This is a genomic window from Thiobacillus thiophilus (assembly GCF_055378705.1).
The window spans coordinates 2,540,929-2,564,242 of record NZ_AP042404.1; the positions used below are offsets into that span (position 1 = coordinate 2,540,929).

25 protein-coding genes are annotated in these 23,314 nt (G+C 63.5%); 21 read left to right on the top strand and 4 right to left on the bottom strand.

Annotated elements, in window-relative coordinates; all coding sequences use genetic code 11:
• Positions 1-32: 32 nt before the first annotated feature.
• Both ACZ41T_RS12630 and ACZ41T_RS12635 read right to left on the bottom strand, forming a co-directional pair.
• Entirely contained in the window at positions 33-668 is a 636-nt protein-coding gene (locus ACZ41T_RS12630; protein ID WP_464921736.1) for a lytic transglycosylase domain-containing protein, read from the bottom strand.
• 1 nt (position 669) lies between these two features.
• Positions 670-2,412, bottom strand: coding sequence for a proline--tRNA ligase (locus ACZ41T_RS12635; protein WP_464921737.1), 1,743 nt, complete (start codon positions 2,410-2,412; stop codon positions 670-672).
• A gap of 81 nt (positions 2,413-2,493) precedes the next feature.
• Between ACZ41T_RS12635 and ACZ41T_RS12640 the strand changes: the two genes are divergently transcribed.
• The 12 genes from ACZ41T_RS12640 to alr all read left to right on the top strand — a co-directional run bounded on the left by ACZ41T_RS12640 (position 2,494) and on the right by alr (position 12,962).
• A complete protein-coding gene (locus ACZ41T_RS12640; protein WP_464921738.1) occupies positions 2,494-3,264 on the top strand; it encodes a polyamine aminopropyltransferase in 771 nt (256 codons plus the stop codon).
• Between the two features lie 165 nt (positions 3,265-3,429).
• Positions 3,430-3,981 (top strand): RNA pyrophosphohydrolase, encoded by a 552-nt coding sequence (locus ACZ41T_RS12645; RefSeq protein ID WP_464921739.1) that lies wholly within the window; start codon positions 3,430-3,432, stop codon positions 3,979-3,981.
• Positions 3,982-4,002: 21 nt separating this feature from the next.
• Entirely contained in the window at positions 4,003-4,362 is a 360-nt protein-coding gene (locus ACZ41T_RS12650) for a hypothetical protein (RefSeq protein WP_464921740.1), read from the top strand.
• 189 nt (positions 4,363-4,551) lie between these two features.
• Entirely contained in the window at positions 4,552-5,640 is a 1,089-nt protein-coding gene (gene apbC, locus ACZ41T_RS12655) for an iron-sulfur cluster carrier protein ApbC (protein WP_464921741.1), read from the top strand.
• 94 nt (positions 5,641-5,734) lie between these two features.
• Positions 5,735-6,301, top strand: coding sequence for a dCTP deaminase (gene dcd, locus ACZ41T_RS12660; protein WP_464921742.1), 567 nt, complete (start codon positions 5,735-5,737; stop codon positions 6,299-6,301).
• A gap of 180 nt (positions 6,302-6,481) precedes the next feature.
• The gene (locus ACZ41T_RS12665) at positions 6,482-8,725 is read left to right on the top strand and encodes an Orn/Lys/Arg family decarboxylase (protein ID WP_464921743.1); all 2,244 of its coding nucleotides are present in this window, start codon (positions 6,482-6,484) and stop codon (positions 8,723-8,725) included.
• Positions 8,726-8,885: 160 nt separating this feature from the next.
• Positions 8,886-9,299: a 30S ribosomal protein S6 gene (rpsF, locus tag ACZ41T_RS12670; RefSeq protein WP_464921744.1), complete on the top strand. Its 414-nt coding sequence runs from the start codon at positions 8,886-8,888 to the stop codon at positions 9,297-9,299.
• Between the two features lie 17 nt (positions 9,300-9,316).
• Positions 9,317-9,607 (top strand): primosomal replication protein N, encoded by a 291-nt coding sequence (priB, locus tag ACZ41T_RS12675; protein WP_464921745.1) that lies wholly within the window; start codon positions 9,317-9,319, stop codon positions 9,605-9,607.
• A gap of 3 nt (positions 9,608-9,610) precedes the next feature.
• Positions 9,611-9,901, top strand: coding sequence for a 30S ribosomal protein S18 (gene rpsR / locus ACZ41T_RS12680; RefSeq protein ID WP_461590754.1), 291 nt, complete (start codon positions 9,611-9,613; stop codon positions 9,899-9,901).
• Between the two features lie 10 nt (positions 9,902-9,911).
• Positions 9,912-10,361, top strand: a complete 450-nt coding sequence (gene rplI, locus ACZ41T_RS12685) for a 50S ribosomal protein L9 (protein WP_464921746.1) — start codon at positions 9,912-9,914, stop codon at positions 10,359-10,361.
• A 137-nt stretch (positions 10,362-10,498) separates the two neighbouring features.
• Positions 10,499-11,890 (top strand): replicative DNA helicase, encoded by a 1,392-nt coding sequence (dnaB, locus tag ACZ41T_RS12690; protein WP_464921747.1) that lies wholly within the window; start codon positions 10,499-10,501, stop codon positions 11,888-11,890.
• Positions 11,891-11,894: 4 nt separating this feature from the next.
• On the top strand, positions 11,895-12,962 hold the full coding sequence (gene alr, locus ACZ41T_RS12695; RefSeq protein ID WP_464921748.1) for an alanine racemase: 1,068 nt from the start codon (positions 11,895-11,897) through the stop codon (positions 12,960-12,962).
• A gap of 81 nt (positions 12,963-13,043) precedes the next feature.
• Here the strand turns inward: alr and ygfZ are convergent, their stop codons facing one another.
• The gene (gene ygfZ / locus ACZ41T_RS12700) at positions 13,044-14,072 is read right to left on the bottom strand and encodes a CAF17-like 4Fe-4S cluster assembly/insertion protein YgfZ (RefSeq protein WP_464921749.1); all 1,029 of its coding nucleotides are present in this window, start codon (positions 14,070-14,072) and stop codon (positions 13,044-13,046) included.
• Between the two features lie 51 nt (positions 14,073-14,123).
• Between ygfZ and ACZ41T_RS12705 the strand changes: the two genes are divergently transcribed.
• Entirely contained in the window at positions 14,124-14,555 is a 432-nt protein-coding gene (locus ACZ41T_RS12705; protein WP_464921750.1) for a protein YgfX, read from the top strand.
• Here the strand turns inward: ACZ41T_RS12705 and nadB are convergent.
• On the bottom strand, positions 14,491-16,116 hold the full coding sequence (gene nadB / locus ACZ41T_RS12710) for an L-aspartate oxidase (protein WP_464921751.1): 1,626 nt from the start codon (positions 16,114-16,116) through the stop codon (positions 14,491-14,493). The genes ACZ41T_RS12705 and nadB overlap by 65 nt on opposite strands.
• A 151-nt stretch (positions 16,117-16,267) precedes the next feature.
• Between nadB and rpoE the strand changes: the two genes are divergently transcribed.
• From rpoE to lepB, 8 genes are all read left to right on the top strand, one after another.
• Positions 16,268-16,864 (top strand): RNA polymerase sigma factor RpoE, encoded by a 597-nt coding sequence (rpoE, locus tag ACZ41T_RS12715; RefSeq protein ID WP_464923971.1) that lies wholly within the window; start codon positions 16,268-16,270, stop codon positions 16,862-16,864.
• A gap of 2 nt (positions 16,865-16,866) precedes the next feature.
• Entirely contained in the window at positions 16,867-17,406 is a 540-nt protein-coding gene (locus ACZ41T_RS12720; protein WP_464921752.1) for a sigma-E factor negative regulatory protein, read from the top strand.
• Positions 17,406-18,362 (top strand): MucB/RseB C-terminal domain-containing protein, encoded by a 957-nt coding sequence (locus ACZ41T_RS12725; protein ID WP_464921753.1) that lies wholly within the window; start codon positions 17,406-17,408, stop codon positions 18,360-18,362. Before ACZ41T_RS12720 ends, ACZ41T_RS12725 begins: the two co-directional genes overlap by 1 nt.
• 8 nt (positions 18,363-18,370) lie before the next feature.
• Positions 18,371-18,793, top strand: coding sequence for a SoxR reducing system RseC family protein (locus tag ACZ41T_RS12730; RefSeq protein WP_464921754.1), 423 nt, complete (start codon positions 18,371-18,373; stop codon positions 18,791-18,793).
• A gap of 22 nt (positions 18,794-18,815) precedes the next feature.
• A complete protein-coding gene (locus ACZ41T_RS12735) occupies positions 18,816-20,201 on the top strand; it encodes a DegQ family serine endoprotease (protein ID WP_464923972.1) in 1,386 nt (461 codons plus the stop codon).
• 156 nt (positions 20,202-20,357) lie between these two features.
• Positions 20,358-20,636, top strand: a complete 279-nt coding sequence (locus tag ACZ41T_RS12740) for a glutaredoxin family protein (protein ID WP_464921755.1) — start codon at positions 20,358-20,360, stop codon at positions 20,634-20,636.
• 64 nt (positions 20,637-20,700) lie between these two features.
• On the top strand, positions 20,701-22,500 hold the full coding sequence (gene lepA, locus ACZ41T_RS12745) for a translation elongation factor 4 (protein ID WP_464921756.1): 1,800 nt from the start codon (positions 20,701-20,703) through the stop codon (positions 22,498-22,500).
• Between the two features lie 2 nt (positions 22,501-22,502).
• A complete protein-coding gene (gene lepB / locus ACZ41T_RS12750) occupies positions 22,503-23,312 on the top strand; it encodes a signal peptidase I (RefSeq protein WP_464921757.1) in 810 nt (269 codons plus the stop codon).
• The last annotated feature ends 2 nt before the right edge of the window (positions 23,313-23,314 follow it).

A 23,314-nucleotide genomic window follows, 5' to 3' on the forward strand; every position in this document is an offset into this window, starting at 1 on the left:
CCGGTCAGGGTGGGGAAGGGTGGGGAAAAGATTCAGCTGCGCGATGCGGCGGACGTGTCGGCCGATTGCGTGCGGGGCACGTAGTCCCAGTGGCGCTTCCAGGCGCCGACGACGAGATTGGGGTATTCCGGGCGTCCCAGGCTGCCGTTGTAGCGGCCCAGCGCGCGGAATAAATCCCCGCGCTCGATGTCGATGTAGTGGCGCAGGATCAGCGCGCCGTAACGCAGATTGGTGCGCAGCTGGAACAGGTTGTGGTCGGGATTGCCGATGGCCTTGACCCAGAACGGCATCACCTGCGTGTAGCCGCGCGCGCCCACCGGAGACACCGCGTATTTGCGGAAGCCGCTTTCGACCTGGATCAGCCCCAGCATCAGTTGCGGGTCGACTCCGGCGCGCGAGGCTTCCCAGTGCAGGGTGGTCAGGAATTCCAGCCGTTCGGCTTCGTCCGGCATGCGCTTGGCGAGCCGGCGCGACATTTCATTCAGCCAGGCCGCCTCATCCGCGACCTGGCGAAACGCGGTGCGGGTGACCGCGGTGTCGGCCAGTCCTCGCTGCAGGGACGAGCGCACATTGGCCGACATCGCTTCTTCGCGCTGCCCGCCCGCCTGCGCGGGCAGGGCAAGCAGCAGGACGACGATCAAGAATCCGGTGTGCGTGGTCTTGTTCATGTCAGCCTCCCAACAATTCCTTCAAAAACACCGTTGCGTCGGCCAGCGCGACTTTTTGCGCTTCGCCGCTTTGACCCGTCGCGGCGCGGCGCGGCTGGTACTCGATCACGCCGTCCGCGAGGCCGCGTTCGCCCACCGTGACGCGGTGTGGAATTCCGACCAGTTCGGCGTCGGCAAACATCACGCCGGGGCGCTCGTCGCGGTCGTCCAGCAGCACGTCAAAGCCGGCGGCAATCAATTCAGCATACAAGGTATCGGCGGCGTGTCTAACCGCCTTGCTCTTGCCGTAGCCGATGGCCACAACCACAAGCAAGAAAGGTGCCATTGTTTCCGGCCAGATGATGCCGCGGTCGTCGTGGTTCTGCTCGATGGCCGAAGCCACGATGCGCGACACGCCGATGCCGTAGCAGCCCATTTCCATTGCCAGCGATTGGCCGGCTTCGTCCAGATACGTGGCGTTCATCGCTTGCGAATACTTGTTGCCGAGCTGGAATACGTGGCCGACCTCGATGCCGCGGCACAGTTGCAGCGTGCCCTGGCCGTCGGGACTGGGGTCGCCGGAGGTCACATTCCTTATATCGGCTACAAAGTCGGGTTCCGGTAGGTCACGCGCGAAATTGACCCCGGCCAGGTGATATTTCGGCTTGTTCGCGCCGCAGACGAAATCGCTCATCGCTGCGACCGTGCGGTCGGCGATGACCTTGATTTTGGCGCGGTCGATCCCGACCGGCCCCAAAAAACCGGGCGGGCAGTCGAAGGCCGCGCGGATTTCGGCCTCGTTCGCCAGCCGGAAATCCGCCATGCCGGGGAGCTTGCCGAGTTTGACTTCGTTCAGCATATGGTCGCCGCGCAGCAGCAGGACGACCATCTGCTCGCCCGCGCTGTCGTTAACCATCCCGGCGATGAGCTTGACGGTGCGGGCCAGCGGGATGTCGAGCAGGGCGGCGACGTCCTCGCAGGTGGTCTGTTTCGGCGTATCCACCTCGCGCAGCATTTCCTGCGGTGCGGCGCGCGGCGTGGCGGGGACAAGCGCCTCGGCCAGTTCGACGTTGGCTGCATAGTCCGAATCCGGGCAGTAGGCGATCAGGTCCTCGCCGGAATCGGCCAGCACGTGGAATTCGTGCGAGGTGGAACCGCCGATGGCGCCGGTGTCGGCGGCCACGGCGCGGAAGGTCAGGCCCAGCCGGCTGAAAATCCGCCCATAGGCGTCGACCATGGTCTGGTAGGTTGCGGCCAGGCTGTCGCGGCCGGCGTGGAAGGAGTATGCGTCCTTCATCAGGAACTCGCGCGCGCGCATGACGCCGAAGCGCGGCCGGATCTCGTCGCGGAACTTCATCTGGATCTGGTAGAAGTTGACCGGCAATTGCCGATAGCTCTTGATCTCGCGGCGCGCCACGTCGGTGATGACTTCCTCGTGGGTGGGGCCGAAGCAGAAATCGCGCTGGTGGCGGTCCTTGATCTTCAGCATCTGCGGACCGAACACCGCCCAGCGCCCGGTTTCCTCCCACAGTTCGGCTGGCTGCACCGCCGGCATCAGGAGTTCGATCGCGCCGGCGCGGTTCATTTCTTCGCGCACGATGGCTTCCACCCGGCGCAGCACGCGCAGCCCCAGCGGCATCCAGGTGTACAGCCCCGAACCCAGGCGCTTGATGAGGCCGGCGCGCAGCATCAGCTTGTGGCTGACGAGTTCGGCTTCGGAGGGGGCTTCCTTGGTGGTGGAAATGAAAAACCGGGTGGCGCGCATAGTGGGGGAGCCGGGACGAAAAACGGCATTTTAGCGTGCGAAGGTGTAATCTTTCGCGCTCGATTTTGGAGTGAAATGGCAATGCGCCTGAAATTTGGTAAACGCCGGGCAACGGATGACGGGCTGGAAGTGACCGAGGAGCGCGGCCTGCGCACGTTGCATCTGGGCAGCCGCGCGATCCAGAGCGCGATGCGGGTGAGCCGGCCGTGGGATCTGGAGCTTGCCTACACCCGCGCGATGATGGGTTTTCTGATGTTCAACCCGATGCCGCAGGAGGTCCTGATGATTGGCCTCGGCGGCGGCTCGCTCGCCAAATTCATCCGCAGGCAGCGCCCGCAGACGCGCGTCACCGCGGTAGAGATTGATCCGCGGGTGATTGCGGCCGCGCGCACGCATTTCGAACTGCCGCCCGACGACGAGACGCTCAGCGTGATCGAGGCCGACGGCGCGCTGTATGTGCGTCAGCATCCCGGCAGCGCCGACGTCATCCTGCTTGACGGCTTCGACGCAGGCAATCAGGTGGAGGCGCTGGCGACCCAGACATTTTATGCGGCCTGCCGGCGTGCGCTCAGGCCCGGTGGCGTGCTGGCGGTCAATTTATGGGGACGCGACAGCGAATTCGCCGAGTATTTCGCGCGACTGACGCGGGCGTTTGACGGCGAGGTCGGCTGGCTCTCGGTGCAGTACAAAACCAACGTGATCGTGTTCGGCTTCACCGAGCCGGGCGCGGCGGCAAGGCTCGATGCGGCCCGGCCGCGGCTGGACGACCTGTCCAAACGCTACGGTCTCGACTTGCGCGGCTTCGCGCGCGACTTTCAGTGGGCGGCGAACGTCGCGCCCCTGCTGGAATAGCGCCGCCGCCATTACCGCTACGCCTTCAATTTCGAAGCATGGGCGCCCGCCAGAAACATCAATTAAAACAATGAATAACGATTGTTTTCCGGGCGGGCCGGGTTTGCATTTTCCGGTGGCTGTGAAAGAATGCGGGTAATCGAATATTTTTAGATGGTGGCGGCCATGATCGACCGAGAGGGGTACCGCCCGAACGTAGGCATTATCGTGTGCAATGCGCAGAACCAGGTTTTCTGGGGCAAGCGCGTCAACCAGCACGCCTGGCAGTTCCCCCAGGGCGGCATCAACGCAGGGGAAACGCCGGAACAGGCCATGTTCCGGGAACTGGAAGAAGAAGTAGGCTTGCAGGCCGCGCATGTGCGCATCCTCGGGCGTACGCGCGAATGGCTGCGTTACGACGTGCCCGCCCACTGGACGCGGCGCGACAGTCGCGGCCTCTATCGTGGCCAGAAGCAGATCTGGTTTCTGCTGCGGCTGACCGGGCGCGATTGCGACGTCTCGCTGCGCGCCAGCAGCCATCCCGAATTCGACGCCTGGCGCTGGAACGAGTACTGGGTGCCGATGGATGTGGTGGTCGACTTCAAACGCGAGGTCTATCGCCGCGCGCTCGAGGAGCTCGAGCGTTATCTGCACAAGGACGTCCGTTATTTGCGGCAACGCGTGCGGCCTCCATGCGACCGGCGCGGAGCGGCGCAGGACCTGCAGTTGAAGCCCTGAATCCCGGGCAGCGGAGGCGCGATGAAGATACGGATCCATGCTTCAACCACGCTGACGGCTGTCGCCGGGTCCGTGCCGGGCCTGCCCCTGTGGCAGATCGCCCCCACGCGCGACAGTGCCGGACAGCGGCTGACCGATTTCATGATGCTGATTCCGCGCCTGCGCAGCCGGCCGCTCGCCGAGATCGAGCGCACTTCGCGCGAGATCCAGGCCGTGCTTGCGCTGCATCCTGACGTGGTGTTTGCCGACCTCAACCTGAAACTGAACCTGCTGTGGATGTCGTTGCGTCCGCGGCAGGGAGCGATCGGCGAGCTGGCCGCGGCGATCCGGCTGCGGGTGCCCGAGGCGGTATTGGTGGCGCATTATGCCGGGCCTCGCTAAGCGCATTCCCGGTGCCTGGCGGACATCATTGACCCGCGCCTAGCAGCCTGTCGGACACAGGCGCCGCCGACGTGGCCTGAATAGCCCTGCAAATGGCATGGAAACCCGCGTCCTTTCTGCGTTTCGGTTCACCCAAAGCGGCGGAATTCGTTAAAATGAGCGATTGCTAATTAACCCGCTGGAGCAAACATGGCCGTTTCTGAACTTCAGGTGCAGACCGCACTGAAAGAGTTGACTGATCCCAATACCCACAAGGATTATGTCTCGACCAAATCCGCCCGCAACATCAAGATCGACGGCGGCGCTGTATCGGTCGACATCTTGCTGAGCTACCCGGCGCAGAGTCAGTTGGCCCTCATCAAAAAGCAGGTCGAAGACAGGCTTGGCGCCATCGATGGCGTGACCAGCGCCACCGCGAATGTGAGCTTCAAGATCGTTTCGCACGGCGTGCAGCGCGGCGTCAAGCTGATCCCCAACGTGAAAAACATCATCGCCGTGGCGTCCGGCAAGGGCGGTGTCGGCAAGTCCACCACCGCCGTCAACCTGGCGCTGGCGCTGGCCGCCGAGGGCGCGCGCGTCGGCATGCTGGACGCCGACATCTACGGCCCCTCGCAGCCGACCATGCTCGGGATTACCGGCAAGCCCGAATCGACCGACGGCAAGAACCTCGAGCCGCTGATCGGCCACGGCATTCAGGCAATGTCGATCGGCTTCCTGATCGACGTCGAAACCCCCATGGTGTGGCGCGGCCCGATGGTGACCCAGGCGCTGGAACAGTTGCTGAACAACACCAATTGGAGCGAGCTCGACTATCTGGTGGTCGACCTGCCTCCCGGCACCGGCGACATCCAGCTGACGCTGGCGCAGCGCGTACCGGTGACCGGCGCGGTGATCGTCACCACCCCGCAGGACATTGCGCTGATCGACGCGCGCAAGGGCCTGAAGATGTTCGAGAAGGTCGGTATCCCCATCCTCGGCGTGGTCGAAAACATGAGCCTGCACATCTGCTCGAACTGCGGCCACGAAGAGCGCATCTTCGGCGAAGGCGGCGGCGAGCGCATGTGCAAGGATTACAACGTGGAATTTCTCGGTTCGCTGCCACTTGAGGGCAGCATTCGCGCCGACACCGATTCCGGCAAGCCATCGGTGGTGGCCGACCCGGATAGCCGTGTGACCGAAATTTACAAGCAGATCGCGCGCCGCGTGGCGGTGAAGATTGGCGAAACCGCGGTGGATCACTCCGCCAAGTTCCCCAACATCGTCATTTCCAACACCTGATGGAGGATTCAGGGGCCAGGGGTCAGGGAACGAGCGGCCGCTGGCCGCGCATCCTGCCGCCCGCCACCTCCTGCCGCCTGGCCGAGCCTAAAACATGTCTATCAAATCCGACAAGTGGATCCGTCGCATGGCGGCGGAGCATGGCATGATCGAACCGTTTGAACCGGGGCAGATCAAGCAGGCCGGTGGCCGCCCCATCGTGTCATACGGCACGTCAAGCTACGGCTACGACGTGCGCTGCGCCAGCGAGTTCAAGCTGTTCACCAACATCAATACGACGATTGTCGACCCCAAGGCGTTCGATCCGAACTCCTTCGTCGAGGTCAAGGGCGATTCCTGCATCATTCCCCCCAACTCGTTTGCACTCGCGCGTACGGTGGAATATTTCCGCATTCCGCGCAGTGTGCTGACGATTTGCCTGGGCAAAAGCACGTATGCGCGCTGCGGCATCATCGTCAACGTGACGCCGCTGGAGCCCGAGTGGGAAGGCCACGTGACGCTGGAGTTTTCCAACACGACCCCGCTGCCCGCACGCATTTACGCCAACGAGGGCGTGGCGCAAATGCTCTTCCTCGAATCCGACGAGGTGTGCGAGGTGTCGTACCGCGATCGCGGCGGCAAATATCAGGGCCAGGTCGGCGTGACGCTGCCTAAAACTTAATCCCGCGGGGCACGCGGGATTCGTATAATCCGCTTCTTTATAATCCGTCCGCCTCTAGCCCGGATGTCTCATCGATTCGCGTGATGATTGCCGAGGATTTTGTTCCTTTTGGAACAAGATACCGGTTAAGTGCATGCGAGTTGACGACATCCGGGTCAAGGCTTCCCTCTGGAGCAGGCCATGCGCTTCCGCTTTCCCGTTGTCATCATTGACGAAGATTTCCGCTCCGAAAACGCATCGGGGCTCGGCATCCGCACACTTGCCGACGCCATCGAGAAGGAAGGCATAGAAGTGCTCGGCGTCACCAATTATGGCGACCTGACCTCGTTCGCCCAGCAGCAGGCGCGCGCCTCGGCCTTTATCCTGTCGATTGACGATGAGGAACTCGCCGGCAGCGACGAGGATACGAGCAAGGCGCTGCAAAAGCTGCGCAGCTTCGTCGAGGAAGTGCGCTTCCGCAATGCCGAGATCCCGATTTTCCTGCATGGCGAAACCCGTACCGCGCGCCATATTCCGAACGATATCCTGCGTGAGCTGAACGGCTTCATCCACATGCTGGAAGACACGCCGGAGTTTCTCGCCCGATATATCGGGCGAGAAGCGCGTGCCTATCTCGAATCGTTGGTGCCGCCGTTTTTTCGTGCACTCACCCATTACGCGGCGGACGGCTCCTATTCCTGGCACTGCCCCGGCCACTCCGGTGGGGTAGCGTTCCTGAAGTCGCCGATCGGCCAGATGTTCCACCAGTTTTTCGGCGAGAACCTGCTGCGCGCCGACGTCTGCAACGCGGTCGACGAACTCGGGCAACTGCTCGATCATACCGGTCCGGTGGGAGCGTCGGAGCGCAATGCGGCGCGCATTTTCAACTGCGACCACCTGTTCTTCGTCACCAACGGCACCTCGTCGTCGAACAAGATGGTGTGGCACGCGACCGTCGCGCCGGGCGATATCGTGGTGGTCGACCGCAACTGCCACAAGTCCATCCTGCACGCCATCATGATGTGCGGTGCGATCCCGATCTTCCTGACGCCGACGCGCAACCATTACGGCATCATCGGGCCGATTCCGCTGGACGAATTCCGCCCCGAGAATATCGAGAAGAAAATCGCCGCGCACCCGTTCGCCAAGGACGTGAAGCGCAAGCCGCGCATCCTCACCATTACCCAGTCGACCTACGACGGCATCCTCTACAACGTCGACATGATCAAGGAACTGCTCGGCGACTACATCGACACCCTGCATTTCGACGAGGCCTGGCTGCCGCATGCGACCTTCCACGACTTCTATCGCGGCATGCACGCCATCGGCAAGAACCGTCCGCGCGCCAAGGATGCGCTGGTGTTCGCCACCCAGTCGACGCACAAGCTGCTGGCCGGCCTCTCCCAGGCCTCGCAGATCCTGGTGCAGGATTCGGAGACGCGCAAGCTCGACTTCCATCGCTTCAATGAAGCCTACCTGATGCATACCTCGACCTCGCCGCAGTATGCCATCATCGCCTCGTGCGACGTGGCGGCGGCAATGATGGAGCCGCCCGGGGGTCCCGCGCTGGTCGAGGAATCGATCAGGGAAGCGCTGGATTTCCGGCGCGCCATGCGCAAGGTCGAGGCGGAATTCGGCGACTCCTGGTGGTTCAAGGTGTGGGGGCCGCAGAAGCTGGCCGACGAAGACGTGGGCGACCGCGAGGACTGGATGCTGAAGGCTGGAGAGCGTTGGCACGAGTTCGGCAACCTCGCGCCCGGGTTCAACATGCTCGATCCGATCAAGGCCACCGTCATCACTCCGGGGCTGGACATGGACGGCGCTTTCGCCGAGTGGGGCATCCCGGCGGCGATCGTCACAAAATACCTGGCCGAGCATGGCGTCATCGTGGAAAAGACCGGGCTGTATTCCTTCTTCATCATGTTCACCATCGGCATCACCAAGGGCCGCTGGAATACGCTGGTGACCGCCTTGCAGCAGTTCAAGGCAGACTACGACGAAAACCAGCCGCTATGGCGCGTGCTGCCCGATTTCATCGAGAAGCACACGCGCTATGAGAAAACCGGACTGAAGGACCTGTGCGACCAGATTCACACCATCTACAAGGCCAACGACGTGGCGCGCCTGACCACCGAGATGTACCTGTCGGAAATGGCGCCGGCGATGAAGCCGGCCGACGCCTTTGCCAAAATGGCGCACCGTGAGATCGAGCGGGTCGAGATCGACCAGCTCGAGGGCCGCATCACCGCCATGCTGGTGACGCCTTATCCGCCGGGCATTCCCTTGCTGATTCCGGGTGAGCGCTTCAACAGCACCATCGTGCGCTACCTGCAGTTCACCCGCGATTTCAACGTGAAATTTCCCGGCTTCGAGACCGACGTGCACGGCCTGGTCGAGGACACGGTGGGCGACAAGGCCACGTATTATGTCGACTGCGTGATGTGATGCCGCCGGGCGCGGCAACTGGCTTGATTCGCCGGACAAAAAGCGTATGATTCGCAGTCCCCGGTTTGCCGGGGATTGTTTATTGTCCCTGGCTGTTTATGCCGGGGTTTGACCTTGCCCCACCGCACCGCGGCGGGGGGCTGAACCGAAAGGAAACTCGATGCGGCATTACGAAATCGTATTTATCGTCCATCCCGATCAGAGCGAGCAGGTGCCCGCCATGATCGAACGCTATCGCAGCAACATCACCACGCGCGGCGGCAGCGTCCACCGCCTGGAAGACTGGGGCCGCCGCCAGATGGCCTACCCGATCCAGAAAGTCCACAAGGCCCACTACGTGCTGATGAACATCGAGTGCGACCAGGAAACGCTGGACGAACTCGAGCATGGCTTCAAATTCAACGATGCCGTGCTGCGCCATCTGACCATCAAGCACGCCGCAGCCGTGACCACGGCTTCGCCGATGATGAAGGAAGAAAAGTCGCGCGACATCCTGGACAGCGCCAAGGCAGAAACCGCCAAGGCAGAAACCGCCAAGCCAGACGTGGCAGCCGAACAGCCAGCCGCTGCCTGAGTGCGTGGTCTGAATGAGTGAATAGGCTGGTCATCAGCGGAGCGCTCATCCAGGTCGACCCTTTGCGTTACAGTCCGGCGGGTGTGCCGATTGCCGAAGCGGTGGTTCTGCACCGCAGCAGTCAGACAGTGGCCACGCAAGTCCGGCAGGTGGAATGCGAGTTGACGGTACAGGCGAGCGGAGCGCTTGCCGGTCAGTTGGCGCAGCTGAATGCTGGAACGCAGGTGAAACTGGAAGGCGCGTTGAACCGGCGCAGCGTGAAAAGCCGTCAGCTGATCCTGATATTGAATCGAATCGAAAAGGAATGAATCATGGCACGTCCAATGGGTGGTAAAACCGGCGGCAAGTTCGCCAAAAAAGGCGGCCGCGACAGCGGCAATCGTGGTCTCTTCAAGCGTCGCAAGTTCTGCCGCTTCACCGCTGAAAAAGTGGTTGAGATCGATTACAAGGACATCGACGTGCTGAAGGAATTCATCGCCGAAAATGGCCGCATCATCCCGGCGCGCATCACCGGCACCAAGGCGCACTACCAGCGTCAGCTGGGCACCGCGATCAAGCGTGCGCGCTTCCTGGCGCTGATGCCTTACACCGACCTGCATTGAGGAGATGACCATGCAAGTGATTCTGATCGACAAAGTCGGCAAATTGGGCGACCTGGGTGACGTGGTCAAAGTAAAGGACGGCTACGCCCGCAACTATCTGATTCCGACCGGCCGCGCGCGTCGCGCCACGCAAGCCAATATGGAAGCATTCGCCGCGCAGAAGGCCGAATTGGAGCGCGTTGCCGCCGAAAAACTGGCCGATGCCCAGCGCCGTGCCGAAAAGCTCGAAGGAACGAGCGTGACCATCAGCCGGAAAGCCGGCGTCGATGGCCGCCTGTTCGGTTCCATCACCAACGCCGATATTTCCGATGCGCTGAAAGCGCAAGGCCATGAAGTGGCCAAGTCGGAGATCCGTTTGCCCGAAGGTCCGTTCAAGACCCTCGGCGAATACCCGGTGGTGCTGGCGCTGCACGCCGACATTACCGCCAACATCACGGTGGTGGTGACCGGCCAGCAGTAACGCCGCCGGGCAGGTCGAAAAAAGGGGGGCTTTGGCCCCCTTTTTTTTCGTGTGCCTTCAGGATATTCCCGGATGTACCTGCTTTATCCACAGCCTTATCCCTTTGTGTGGGGGGGGCGGAAGACTAGAATCCGGCCATGGCCGCTATCCACTCGTTTACTCCGAATTCCGATCCCCAGCTGGCGCAAATGCGCCTGCCGTCGCATTCCCTGGAAGCCGAGCAGGCAGTGTTGGGCGGCTTGCTGCTCGACAACGGCGCATGGGATCGTATTGGCGATGTGGTGTCGGAAAGCGATTTCTACCGCCAGGATCATCGCCAGATCCTGCGCGCGATCGTGCGGCAGATTGCCGAAAACCGCCCGGCGGACGCGGTGACGGTGACCGAGGCGCTGCAATCGCTGGGCCAGCTCGAGAGCGTGGGCGGGCTTGCCTACATCGTCGCGCTGGCGAGCAACACGCCGTCGGCCGCCAACATCCGCCGCTATGCCGAAATCGTGCGCGAGCGTTCGGTGATGCGCCGTCTGGCCGAGGTGGCGACCGGGATTGCCGACACCGCTTATGCCCCGGCCGGGCGCAGCGCCTCGCAACTGCTCGACGAGGCCGAGGCCAAGGTGTTCGAGATTGCCGAGTCGGGCAGCCGCGGCCAGGCGGGCTTCACTGAAATCAAGCCGCTTTTGAAAGAAGTGGTTGAGCGCATCGACGAGCTGTATCACCGCGACAACGATTCCGGCATCACCGGCGTGCCGACCGGATTTCACGACCTCGACCAGAAAACCTCGGGTTTCCAGCCGGGCGACCTGATCATCGTCGCCGGGCGCCCCTCGATGGGCAAGACCGCATTCTCGATCAACATCGGCGAGAACGTCGCGCTCGATACCGGCTTGCCGGTGGCGGTCTTTTCCATGGAAATGGGCGGCCAGCAGCTGGTAATGCGGATGATCGGCTCGGTCGGCAAGCTCGACCAGCATCGCCTGCGTACCGGCAAGCTGGGCGAGGACGACTGGCAGCGCCTCACCTACGCCCTCGGCAAGCTCAACGACGCCCCCGTCTTCATCGACGAAACACCGGGGCTCAATGTGCTGGAACTGCGCGCCCGCGCCCGGCGCCTGCAGCGCCAGTGCGGCAAGCTGGGCCTGATCATCATCGACTACATCCAGCTGATGTCCGCCAGCAGCTCGGGCGAAAACCGCGCCACCGAAATCTCGGAAATCTCGCGCGCCCTCAAGGGCCTGGCGAAAGAACTGCACGTGCCGGTGGTCGCGCTGTCGCAGCTGAACCGCAGCCTCGAGCAGCGCCCCAACAAGCGGCCGGTGATGTCCGACCTGCGCGAATCGGGCGCCATCGAACAGGATGCCGACGTCATTCTGTTCATCTACCGCGACGAGGTCTACAACCCCGACACCCAGGACAAGGGCACCGCCGAAATCATCATCAGCAAGCAGCGTAACGGCCCTATCGGCACAGTGCGGTTGGCCTTTGTCGGCGAATATACGCGCTTCGAGACGCTGGCACAGCCGGGTTCCTACTGAGTCCATGCGTCCGATCAAGGCGCGGATTTCGATCGGTGCAATAGCGCACAACCTGCGCGTGGCGCGCCGTCACGCGGGTACGACATGCGTGTTTGCGGTGGTCAAGGCCAACGCCTATGGTCATGGACTGTCACGCGCGCTGCGCGCATTGGCGGCAGCGGACGGCTTCGCCGTGCTGACGCTGGAAGAGGCCGCCAACCTGCGCCTGATGGGCGTCGAGAAGCCGATCCTGCTGCTGGAAGGGATCTTTGGCGCGGATGAGATCGCCACCTGCGCCGAACTGGATCTGTGGCCGGTGCTGCATCATCCCGTGCATCTCGACTGGCTGCAGCAGCGGCCGCCTGCACGCCCCATTCAGGTCTTCCTCAAGTTCGACAGCGGCATGCACCGGCTGGGGCTTCCGCTCGCCGACCACGCCGCCATCGTTGCGCGAGCGCAAAGCCTGCCCGGAGTGGCCGGCATCACCTTGATGACCCACTTCGCCCAGGCAGACGAGGCCGCCGGCGTGGACTGGCAGTTGCGGCCGTTTCTGCGCGAGATCGCCGGCTATGGCCTGCCGTGGAGCAGCGCCAATTCGGCAGCGCTGTTGCGCTACCCGGATACCCTCGGCGCGTGGGTGCGACCGGGCCTGATGCTGTATGGCGCATCGCCGTTTGCCGACGTGTCTGCAGCCGAACTGGGACTGCGCCCGGCGATGACCCTGCAGTCGGAGATCATCAGCGTGCAGACCCTGCAAGCGGGCGAAGGGGTGGGCTACGGCCAGCTGTTTCGCGCAGAACGGGCGATGCGGGTGGGGGTGGTGGCGTGCGGTTATGCGGACGGCTATCCGCGCCATGCGCTGACCGGCACCCCGGTGCTGGTCGGCGGCCGCGCCAGTCGCACCCTGGGACGGGTGTCGATGGACATGCTGTGTGTCGACTTGAGCGAGTGCGCCAGTGCCGGCGTCGGCACTCCGGTGGTGCTGTGGGGGGAGGGTCTGCCGGTGGATGCGGTGGCCGCGGCGGCCGGCACCGCCAGCTATGAACTGCTGTGCGCCCTGGCCGCGCGCGTCCCGGTGGAAGAGATCGCCTGAACGCGCGAACCACCTGCTTTAATGCGTCCAGCAGCCGGCCGGTTCGCCGGCGGCCCGGCGCCGGGCGCAGGCGCTCTTCACCTACTCGGGCAGGGCATAGGGCAGGGGCTTCAGGGTCAAGGCCGCGCCGTCGGCGGCTTTCAGGTGCAGGATCTGCGTATTCGCGCTTTCGACCTGGGCGACGGCCAGCACATCGAAGCCACCGGCCGGCGCCGGCGCCGCGTTGACCACGGTTCCGGTGGCCTGGCCGACCATGTCGGCACTGTATAAAGGGTCGCCCGGCGCGGCTTCGGCGTCCACATGCGCCAAAAACATGCGGCGCTTGAGCTTGCCCAGATACTGGCTGCGCGCGACGATTTCCTGGCCCGGGTAGCAGCCCTTCTGGAAGCTGACCCCGCCGATGACTTCGAGGTTGACCATCTGCGGCACGAACAGCTCCTGGGTGGCGGCGACGATCATCGGAATGCCGGCGTTGAGCCGCAGCCAGTCCCATACTGGCGTCCCGACCGGGGTGGCCGACTGGCGCAACGCCTGCCACACGGCGGCGGCACGCCCAGGCACGATCGACAGCACGAACTTGTCGTCGCCCAGGCGGATCACCTGGCCGGCCTCGCTGGCGACCGAGTGCATCGCGGCTTCCGGCACGGCACCCATCGCGGCGGTCACCGCCGCCAGCGCCTGCCTGCCGGCGACGACCAGCCGCACGTTTTCGTCGCTGGCATCGCGCGTCTGCACCTTGGCGCGCAGAATGAACATGGACAGGCGCTTCAGCACGCCGGCAAGAATGTCGCCCGAAAGCTGCAGGCAATAATCCTCGTCCTGCCGCCACGCCAGGAAATTGCCGAGCAGGCGCCCCTTGGGGTTGCAGTAGCCGCTCCACTGCGCGCTGTCGGCGTGCAGCGCGCGCACATCGTTGCTGACCTGGCCCTGCAGGAAAGCGGCGGTGTCCTCGCCGCGTAGCGCGATGACGCCGAGTTGCGACAGATCCGCCACAATGGTGCCGTCCGTGGCGGCCGCGCGTTCGGCGGCAGGGTCGCCATAATGCAGCACGCTGTCGGCTTCGATGGCTGCGCCTTGGGATTGCAGAAAGGTTTTCCAGGAATCGATCACGATGCGTTCCAGCTAAGGGGAATGGAATGAAGGCCGAAAGTGTACACGCTGATGCGCGAGATTGAGCTCAAACCCTCACGCCGACTGGGGCTGTTGCTGGCGGGCATGCTGCTGCTGGCGCTGGCCGCCCTCTATCTCGCGGCGCTGCCGGGCAGTTTGCAGCTGCTGCTGGGCATGATCGTAACGGGCCTGGGCGTGTGGGGTTGGCAGCGGGCGCGCTCGCCGGCCAGCCTGCGTATTGCGGCAGACGGCCGCTTGCAATGTCTGGATGATGCCGCTGAATGGTGCGAAGCCGAAATATTAGGCGACAGTTTTGTTTCGACCGCCTTGATCGTGTTGCGCTACCGGGTGGCAGGCGAACCGGTGCGGATCCTGACGCTGCTGCCCGACAGCGCGGCTGCCGACGACCTGCGCCGCCTCAGGGTGTCGCTTCGCTGGACACGCCGCATACGCTCGGACACAGCGTCCCAGGACACGGGTTGAGCACCGTGTTGCCGGCGATCGGCAGCGTCTCCGGGTAGTCGCGGCTGTAGTGCAGGCCGCGGCTTTCCTGTCGCAACTGGGCCGAGCGGATGATGAGGTCGGCGCTTTGCACCAGGTTACGCAGCTCGATCAGGTCGTTGCTGACGCGGAAGTTGCGGTAGAACTCGTCGATTTCGTCGCGCAGCAGGCGGATGCGGTGCGAAGCGCGCGTCAGTCGTTTGTTGGTACGCACGATGCCGACGTAGTCCCACATGAAGCGGCGCAGCTCGTCCCAGTTGTGCGAGATCACCACTTCCTCGTCGGGATCGGTGACGCGCGAGGCGTCCCACGGCGGCAGGCCGAGCGCCGGGGCGGGCGGGGTGGCAAGAATGTCGCGCGCGGCGGCATGGCCGAACACCAGGCATTCGAGCAGCGAGTTCGACGCCAGCCGGTTGGCGCCATGCAGGCCGGTGAACGTGACTTCGCCGACCGCATGCAGGTTGCACAGGTCGGTGCGCGCGTCCATGTCGGTGACCACGCCGCCGCAGGTATAGTGCGCGGCCGGCACCACCGGGATCGGCTGGCGCGTGATGTCGATGCCGAGCTCCAGGCAGCGGCCGTAGATTGTCGGGAAATGCTCGCGCACGAAATCGGCCGGTTTGTGGCTGATGTCGAGGTAGACGCAGTCGATGCCGCGTTTTTTCATCTCGAAGTCGATCGCACGCGCCACCACGTCGCGCGGGGCGAGTTCGGCGCGTTCGTCGTGAAACTGCATGAAGCGGCTGCCGTCGGGCAGCAGCAGCCATCCGCCCTCGCCGCGCACCGCTTCGCTGATGAGGAAGGACTTGGCGTGCGGGTGGTACAGGCAGGTCGGGTGGAACTGCACGAATTCCAGGTTGGCCACCCGGCAGCCGGCGCGCCACGCCATGGCGATGCCGTCGCCGGTCGCCGTGTCGGGATTGGACGTATAGAGATAGACCTTGCCGGCGCCGCCGGTGGCCAGCACGGTGTGGCCTGCGGCGAAGGTCTCGACTTCGCCGCTGTCCTTGTTCAGCGCATAGGCGCCGTGGATCTGCCGCTCCTCGCCGCCGGCGCGCTTGCCGGTGATGAGGTCGATGGCGACGTGCTGCTCGAAGGTCTCGATATTGGGATGGGCGCGCACGCGGTCGAGCAGGCTGGTCTGCACCGCGTGGCCGGTGGCGTCGGTCGCATGCACCACGCGTCGCCTGGAATGGCCGCCCTCGCGCGCCAGATGCAGGCCGCCGGGCGCCTGCGGATCGGGCGTGAAGGCGACGCCGTTGGCGGTCAGCCAGCTGATCATCGAGCGCGCCTGGCTGGCCACCATGCGGGTGACCGCTTCGTCGCACAGGCCGGCGCCGGCGATCAGGGTGTCGCGTACATGCGCCTCCACCGAGTCGCCGTTGTCGACTGCCGCCGCAATCCCGCCTTGCGCCCAGTCGCTGGCGCCGTCGATCATCTGGCGTTTGGTGACAATGGCGACGCGGCGCTGGTCGGCAAGCCTGAGCGCGGTGGTCAGCGCGGCGAGGCCGCTGCCGAGGATGAGGACGTCGTGTCTATGCATGAATCGGGCGATGATAGCAGGCTTGGGCCTGACCGGAATCACCCCGCTGCATCGAAATTGGCGGGTGAACTTTTTGGCCGGGGCATCCTCTCATCTTTCGGAAGCTGCGGTCACGTATACTTTCAGCATAAACATAAAGCAGCAGGGAGATATGTCAGACCGCGAACTGGATCAGGTGTTGGTTGAACGTGCTCAACAGGGCGACAAGCGCGCATTCGAGCTGCTGGTGATCAAGTATCACCGCAAGGTCGGACGGCTGTTGTCGCGCATGGTGCGGGACGCGGCGGAGGTGGAAGATATTACGCAGGAAGCTTTTATCAAGGCCTATCGCGCGTTGCCGGGATTTCGCGGCGAAAGTGCGTTTTATACCTGGCTGTACCGCATCGCCGTCAACACCGCCAAGAATTACCTGGTGGCGCACAAACGCCAGCCGGTATCGAGCGATGTGCAGGCGGAAGATGCCGAGAATTATGAGGAAGGCGATCTGTTGCGCGACATCGCGACGCCGGAAGCGGAACTTCATACCAAGCAGATCGCCCAAGCAGTGAATGAGGCCGTCGATGCGTTGCCCGAGGAATTGCGGACGGCCATCACGCTGCGTGAAATCGAAGGCATGAGCTACGAGGACATTGCGCAGATGATGGAATGCCCGATTGGCACCGTGCGTTCGCGGATATTCCGTGCGCGTGAGGCGATTGCCGAAAAAATACGCCCGATGCTGGGCACCCGTCAGGATAAAAGGTGGTAACCATGTCAGCACTTCGCAAACTCGATACCTTTCCCCAGACAGGACCGGCCGACGACCGATTGTCGATGCTGTCCGCCGCGCTCGACGGTGAAACGGCACGCGCCGAAACCGAGGCCTGCATCACGGCGATGAAGCATGATGAGGTCTTGCGGCAGAAGTGGTCCGAATACCACATGGTCGGCGACCTGATGCGTGGCATGGTGCCGACGCAGGACGATTTCATGGCACGCTTTTCGGTGCAACTGGCAGCCGAACCTACCGTGCTGGCGCCGCGCCGTAGCGTGTGGCCGCAGCGGCTGGCAGTGGCATCGTTCGCTTCGGTTGCGGTATGGGGCGTGATTGCGCTGATCGGGCTGCTGTCGGATACCCCTGCCACTGCACCGATGGCGGTGGCGCCAGGCTTCCAGCAGGCCGGACTGGCTTCGAGCCCGCGTGACGACGACCGCTTCGCTTCCTATCTGGTGGCGCATCAGGAATTTGCCCCGATGGCGGTGGTTTCGCCCTACCAGCGCGTGGTGGCGGTTGCGGCGGAGCCGCGTTGATGCCGGCGGGCGTTGTGTGGCGGCAAGACTGGCTGGCAGTGGGGTTTGCCGCACTGATGCTGTTGTCCGGCACGGCGCGCGCCGACGCCGCGCTCGATTGGCTCAACCGCGCTGCCGCCGCCGCCAAGCAGCAGAACTACAGCGGCATCTATGTGTATCACCACGGCGAACACGTCGAAGTGCTGCGTGTGCTGCATCGCACCGATGCCACCGGCGAACTGGAAAAGGTCGAGGTGCTGGACGGCACGCCGCGCAAGTTCCTGCGCATCAACAACGATGTCTATTGCCACTTGCCGGACGGTAAGAGTGTGCGGCTTGAGCGCAATGCCCTGCGCCGGTTCTTCCCCGCCTTGCTGCCTGCCCAGCCGGCCGGCCTGCTCGAATATTACGAGGTGAAACTCGGCGGTGTCGAGCGGGTGGCGGGCCGGCCCTGCCAGGTGGTGATGCTGGAGCCGCACGACGGCTATCGTTACAGCTACAATTTGTGGCTGGATAAACAAACCGGACTGCCGCTCAAGTCGCGCGTCGTCAACGACAGCGGAGGCGTGGTGTCGATGTTCGTGTTCTCCGAAATCCAGATTGGCAAGGCGCCCGATGCCGGGTCGTTTCGCAACGATCTGGCGGGCAAACGCGTCCAGCAAGCCAGTCTCGACAAACCGGCCGAGGTGGCTTGGGACGTAACCCCGCCGCCGGGATTCGAGCGGGTGCAGGAGGCAGTGCGCGCATTGCCGGGCAAGCCGGCGCCGGTCACCCATCTGGTGTTTTCGGACGGGCTCTCCGTGCTGTCGATGTTCGTGGAACGCATCGATCCCCAGATGCCAAACCTGCGCGGGCTGTCGGCTGAGGGCGTGATCGGCATCTATGCGCGTGAGGTCGACGGTCACACCGTGACCATCCTGGGCGAAGTGCCGAACATGGCACTGATCGAAACAGGCAACTCGGTCAAACGGAAGTAAGTATCGCCATGCTGGAGCAAACCGCCGAAGTCGTCAAAACCGCAGCGGATGGCATCTGGGTGCAGGCGGTCGAGCCGTCCGGCTGCGGTACGTGCGGCGGGCAGGGCTGTGCGTCGCGCCGCATCGCCGAGATGTTCCAGCGCAAACCACGGCATTTTCTGGTCGACTGCGACCTGTCGCTGGCGCCGGGTGACCGCATCGTGGTCGGCATCGCCCGCGGTAGCGTGCTCAGGAGCGCATTGCGCGCCTATGGACTGCCGTTGGGTTTGATGCTGGCGGGCGCGTTGCTGGCACAGGCCGTCCAGCCCGGCGATGGCCCCGCAGTGGTTGGCATGCTGCTCGGGGGCGTAGCGGGCTGGCTGGCCGCGCGTGGCGGTCGCGCGGCGCGTCCGGTTGTGCTCAGGCGTGAAGACATCAAGCTGTTCACATGAGGAAAGGAGAACCGCGATGAGGATGGGAGTGGCATTGACCGCGACAGCACTGGTGTTTACCTTGTCTGCGCCGGCGTTGGCAAAAGAAGCGATGGACGTGGCCGATCTGGTCGAAACACAAGGCCCGGCAGTGGTCAACATCAGCACCACCAGGCTGGTGAAGCATGGCGCCGAGGGCTTCCCTTTCGCGGTGCCCGACGATGAAGCCATGCAGGAGTTCTTCCGCCGCTTCTTTCCACCTGGCGTCCCCGGACACGGGCCGGAGCAGGAAATTCCCGCACGCGGCACCGGCTCCGGCTTCATCGTCAGCAATGACGGCTACATCCTGACCAACGCCCATGTAGTGCGCGGCGCCGACGAAGTCGAGGTCAAGCTCATCGACAAGCGCAAATTCAGCGCAAGAGTGGTCGGCTCCGACAGCCGCACCGATGTTGCGGTCATCAAGATCACCGCCAACAACCTGCCGGCGGTCAAGCTGGGCGATCCCGCCAGGCTGCGGGTGGGCGAGGCGGTAGCGGCCATCGGTTCGCCGTTCGGCTTCGAGAATTCGGTTACCGCCGGCATCGTCTCCGCCAAGGGGCGCTCGCTGCCCTCGGAAAGTTACGTGCCCTACATCCAGACCGATGTGCCGATCAATCCGGGCAATTCGGGCGGGCCGCTGTTCAACATGAAGGGCGAAGTGATTGGCATCAACTCGCAGATATACAGCCGCAGCGGCGGATACCAGGGGGTATCGTTCGCGATTCCGATCGATGTGGCGATGGAGGTTGCCGAGCAGCTGAAAAGCGGCGGCAAGGTCTCGCGTGGCTGGCTGGGGGTGGTGGTGCAGGAAGTGACCGCCGATCTCGCCGAGTCCTTCGGCATGGATCGCCCGCGCGGCGCGCTGATCGCACAGGTGCAGGCGGATAGCCCTGCGGCCAGGGCCGGCTTGCAGGCGGCCGATGTAATCTTCATGTTTGACGGCAAGCCGGTGGAGAACTCTGGCGATCTGCCGCGCATGGTCGGCATGACCAAGCCGGGAACGAAAATTCCGCTGCAGGTGTGGCGCCGCGGCAAGGTGCAGAAGCTGGCGGTGGTGCTGGGCGAATTGCCGGGCGAGGAGCTGCCCGCCGGCAATAGCGGCAAGACCTATTCGCGTGGCGGCCTGGCCCTGTCCGAACTCACGGCCGACCAACGGCGCGAGCTTGGGATCGACCACGGCCTGCTGGTGGAAGAAGTGAGAGGCGACGCCGTGCGTGCGGGCATCCGCGTCGGCGACGTGATCCTCGCGGTGAACAACGGCAAAGTGCCCACGGTCGAAGCCTTCCGCAAGGCGATCGCCGCCGTTCCCAAGGGCAAGAGCGCGGCGCTCCTGGTGCGGCGTGGCGAAGGCTCGCTCTACATTCCGCTGAAGATATCGGGTGAGTAAGACACCCACTTTGTACCCGCAAGGGGCAGGCCGTGACTGTCCCCGCATGGGGGAGGCCGAGGTTTTCCCCGCATGGGGGAGGCCGTGGTTGTCCCCGCAAGGAGGAGGCCGTGGTTGTAAAGCCGATGAATCGGCAACAACCACGCACTAAAGCCGATGAATCGGCAACAACCTCGCTCTAAAGACGCTAAAGCGTCAACACTCACGCTCTACACGCGGGCAGGCTGCCCGCTGTGCGAGGAGATGGCGGCAGAAGTCGGCGCGCTGATCGCGGGAACCGGCCACCGTCTGACACCGGTGGATGTGGATGCCGATCCGTTGCTCAAAACGCGCTACGGTTGGGATGTGCCGCTGCTGTTCGACGGTGCCACCGAGATTTGCCGTCATGAGCTTAATCTGCATGCGCTTCGGGAATGGCTGCGCGGACGGCCCTGAAATCCGTTAAAATTCTGGGTGTTATCGCATCCCTAGCCGGGCACGGAAACGTGCCCGTTTTGCTGTGTCCCAGAGTCTGATCCGCAATTTTTCCATCATCGCCCACATCGACCACGGCAAGTCCACGCTGGCCGACCGCCTCATCCAGTTTTGCGGCGGCCTGTCCGACCGCGAAATGGGGGCGCAGGTGCTCGATTCCATGGACCTGGAAAAGGAACGCGGCATCACCATCAAGGCGCAGACTGCCGCGCTCAGCTACAAGGCGCAGGACGGCAAGGTCTACCGCTTGAATCTGATCGACACCCCCGGCCACGTTGACTTTTCCTATGAAGTGTCGCGTTCCCTGTCCGCGTGCGAGGGCGCCCTGCTGGTGGTCGATGCCTCGCAGGGAGTGGAAGCGCAGACGGTGGCTAACTGCTACACCGCGATCGACCTCGGCGTCGAGGTGATCCCGGTGCTGAACAAGATCGACCTGCCTGCCGCCGACCCGGACCGGGTGGCGGAAGAGATCGAGGACATCGTCGGGCTGGACGCGAGCGAGGCGGTGCGTGCATCGGCCAAGACCGGGATCGGCATTGCCGAGATTCTTGAAGTGGTGGTGAAGCAGGTGCCGCCGCCGCGTGGGGACGAGAGCGCGCCGCTGAAGGCGCTGATCATCGACTCGTGGTTCGATAACTACGTCGGCGTGGTGATGCTGGTGCGGGTGATCGACGGCGTGCTGCGTCCCAAGGACAAGATCCGCTTCATGGCCTCCGATGCGCAGCACCTGACCGAGCACGTTGGTGTATTCACGCCGAAATCGGTTAACCGGCCCAGCCTGTCGGCAGGCGAGGTCGGCTTCGTGATCGCCGGCATCAAGGAACTCAAGTCGGCCCAGGTGGGCGACACCATCACCCTGCTCGACCGGCCTGCAAGCAAGGCGCTACCCGGCTTCAAGAAGGTACAGTCGCAGGTCTTTGCCGGCCTCTACCCGATCGAGTCGCACGACTTCGAGGCGCTGCGCGACGCGTTGACCAAGTTGCAGCTCAACGATGCGGCGTTGCAGTTCGAGCCCGAAGTCTCGCAGGCGCTTGGTTTCGGCTTCCGCTGCGGTTTTCTCGGCCTGTTGCACATGGACATCGTGCAGGAGCGGCTTGAGCGCGAATACAACATGGACCTCATCACCACCGCGCCGACGGTGGTGTACGAAGTGGTGCTCAAAGACGGCATCGTGATCAAGGTCGAGAATCCGTCCAAGCTGCCCGAGCTGTCGAAGATCGAGGAAATCCGCGAGCCCATCATCACCGCGACGATCTTCGTGCCGGAAGAGTTCGTCGGCAGCGTCATTACCCTATGCAACCAGAAACGCGGCATGCAGCTCGACATGCAGTATCACGGCCGGCAGGTGATGCTGCGCTATGACCTGCCGATGAACGAAGTGGTGATGGATTTCTTCGACAAGCTGAAGTCGACCAGCCGTGGCTATGCCTCGCTCGACTACGAGTTCAAGGAATACCGGCCGGGCGACCTGGTCAAGCTCGACATCCTGGTCAACAACGAAAAGGTCGACGCGCTGTCCCTGATCGTGCATCGCGCCACCAGCGTGTATCGCGGGCGCGAACTCGCTTCCAAGATGCGCGAGCTGATTCCGCGCCAGATGTTCGACGTCGCGGTGCAGGCGGCGATCGGCGCCAACATCGTCGCGCGGGAGAATGTCAAGGCGCTGCGCAAGAACGTGCTGGCCAAGTGCTACGGTGGCGACATCTCTCGCAAGAAGAAGCTGCTGGAAAAACAGAAGGCCGGCAAACGCCGCATGAAGCAGGTCGGCAACGTCGAAATCCCGCAGGAAGCCTTTCTTGCGATCCTCCAGGTCTCGGACAAGTAAATATGAATTTCGCGCTCATCCTTTTCATCGCGCTGGCCATCACCGGCGGCATCTGGCTGCTCGACGCGCTGCTGCTCAAGCGTGGCCGCGACCGGGGCGCCCGCGAACCGCTGTTGGTCGAGTACGCCAAAAGCTTTTTCCCGGTCATCCTGGTGGTGTTCGCGCTGCGCTCCTTCCTGGTCGAGCCGTTCAAGATTCCGTCCGGCTCGATGATGCCGACGCTGCTGATCGGCGACTTCATCCTGGTCAACAAATACACCTACGGCATCCGCCTGCCGGTGCTCAACAAGAAAGTGGTGCAACTCAACAATCCCGAGCGCGGCGACGTCATGGTGTTCCGTTATCCGGCCGACCCCGGCCTCGATTACATCAAGCGCGTGATCGGCGTGCCGGGCGACGTGGTCGAATACCGCGACAAGCGGCTCAGCATCAACGGCCAGCCGGCGAGTGCGGTCAACACCGGTACCTACAGCTATGTCGGCAACGGCCTCAGCTACATTACCGCCATGGTGTACCAGGAGCATCTCAACGGCGTTGGCCACACCATGATGACCGAGCCGGGCAAGCCCACGGTCTACCCGTCGCAGGTGGTCGACTTCCCCTATCGCGAAAACTGCTCCTACAATGCCGAGGGCGAAGGCTTCGTCTGCAAGGTCCCGGAGGGGCAGTATTTCATGATGGGAGACAACCGCGACGCCAGCAACGACAGCCGTTACTGGGGCTTCGTTCCGGACCGGAACATCGTCGGCAAGGCCTTTTTCATCTGGATGAATTTCGGCGACTTTAGCCGCATCGGCACTACCCTTAAATAAGG

Excerpts from the sequence above, each read along its gene's own strand:
- ACZ41T_RS12740 (WP_464921755.1), top strand. The coding sequence starts at position 20,358 with ATGAATCGGCAACAACCTCGCTCTAAAGACGCTAAAGCGTCAACACTC.
- lepB (WP_464921757.1), top strand. The coding sequence starts at position 22,503 with ATGAATTTCGCGCTCATCCTTTTCATCGCGCTGGCCATCACCGGCGGC.
- rpoE (WP_464923971.1), top strand. The coding sequence starts at position 16,268 with ATGTCAGACCGCGAACTGGATCAGGTGTTGGTTGAACGTGCTCAACAG.
- ACZ41T_RS12730 (WP_464921754.1), top strand. The coding sequence starts at position 18,371 with ATGCTGGAGCAAACCGCCGAAGTCGTCAAAACCGCAGCGGATGGCATC.
- ACZ41T_RS12720 (WP_464921752.1), top strand. The coding sequence starts at position 16,867 with ATGTCAGCACTTCGCAAACTCGATACCTTTCCCCAGACAGGACCGGCC.
- ACZ41T_RS12635 (WP_464921737.1), bottom strand. The coding sequence starts at position 2,412 with ATGCGCGCCACCCGGTTTTTCATTTCCACCACCAAGGAAGCCCCCTCC.
- ACZ41T_RS12650 (WP_464921740.1), top strand. The coding sequence starts at position 4,003 with ATGAAGATACGGATCCATGCTTCAACCACGCTGACGGCTGTCGCCGGG.
- rplI (WP_464921746.1), top strand. The coding sequence starts at position 9,912 with ATGCAAGTGATTCTGATCGACAAAGTCGGCAAATTGGGCGACCTGGGT.
- ACZ41T_RS12645 (WP_464921739.1), top strand. The coding sequence starts at position 3,430 with ATGATCGACCGAGAGGGGTACCGCCCGAACGTAGGCATTATCGTGTGC.
- alr (WP_464921748.1), top strand. The coding sequence starts at position 11,895 with ATGCGTCCGATCAAGGCGCGGATTTCGATCGGTGCAATAGCGCACAAC.
- rpsR (WP_461590754.1), top strand. The coding sequence starts at position 9,611 with ATGGCACGTCCAATGGGTGGTAAAACCGGCGGCAAGTTCGCCAAAAAA.
- ACZ41T_RS12640 (WP_464921738.1), top strand. The coding sequence starts at position 2,494 with ATGCGCCTGAAATTTGGTAAACGCCGGGCAACGGATGACGGGCTGGAA.
- dcd (WP_464921742.1), top strand. The coding sequence starts at position 5,735 with ATGTCTATCAAATCCGACAAGTGGATCCGTCGCATGGCGGCGGAGCAT.
- ACZ41T_RS12735 (WP_464923972.1), top strand. The coding sequence starts at position 18,816 with ATGGGAGTGGCATTGACCGCGACAGCACTGGTGTTTACCTTGTCTGCG.
- ACZ41T_RS12665 (WP_464921743.1), top strand. The coding sequence starts at position 6,482 with ATGCGCTTCCGCTTTCCCGTTGTCATCATTGACGAAGATTTCCGCTCC.
- ACZ41T_RS12630 (WP_464921736.1), bottom strand. The coding sequence starts at position 668 with ATGAACAAGACCACGCACACCGGATTCTTGATCGTCGTCCTGCTGCTT.
- ACZ41T_RS12705 (WP_464921750.1), top strand. The coding sequence starts at position 14,124 with ATGCGCGAGATTGAGCTCAAACCCTCACGCCGACTGGGGCTGTTGCTG.
- ACZ41T_RS12725 (WP_464921753.1), top strand. The coding sequence starts at position 17,406 with ATGCCGGCGGGCGTTGTGTGGCGGCAAGACTGGCTGGCAGTGGGGTTT.
- rpsF (WP_464921744.1), top strand. The coding sequence starts at position 8,886 with ATGCGGCATTACGAAATCGTATTTATCGTCCATCCCGATCAGAGCGAG.
- apbC (WP_464921741.1), top strand. The coding sequence starts at position 4,552 with ATGGCCGTTTCTGAACTTCAGGTGCAGACCGCACTGAAAGAGTTGACT.
- dnaB (WP_464921747.1), top strand. The coding sequence starts at position 10,499 with ATGGCCGCTATCCACTCGTTTACTCCGAATTCCGATCCCCAGCTGGCG.
- nadB (WP_464921751.1), bottom strand. The coding sequence starts at position 16,116 with ATGCATAGACACGACGTCCTCATCCTCGGCAGCGGCCTCGCCGCGCTG.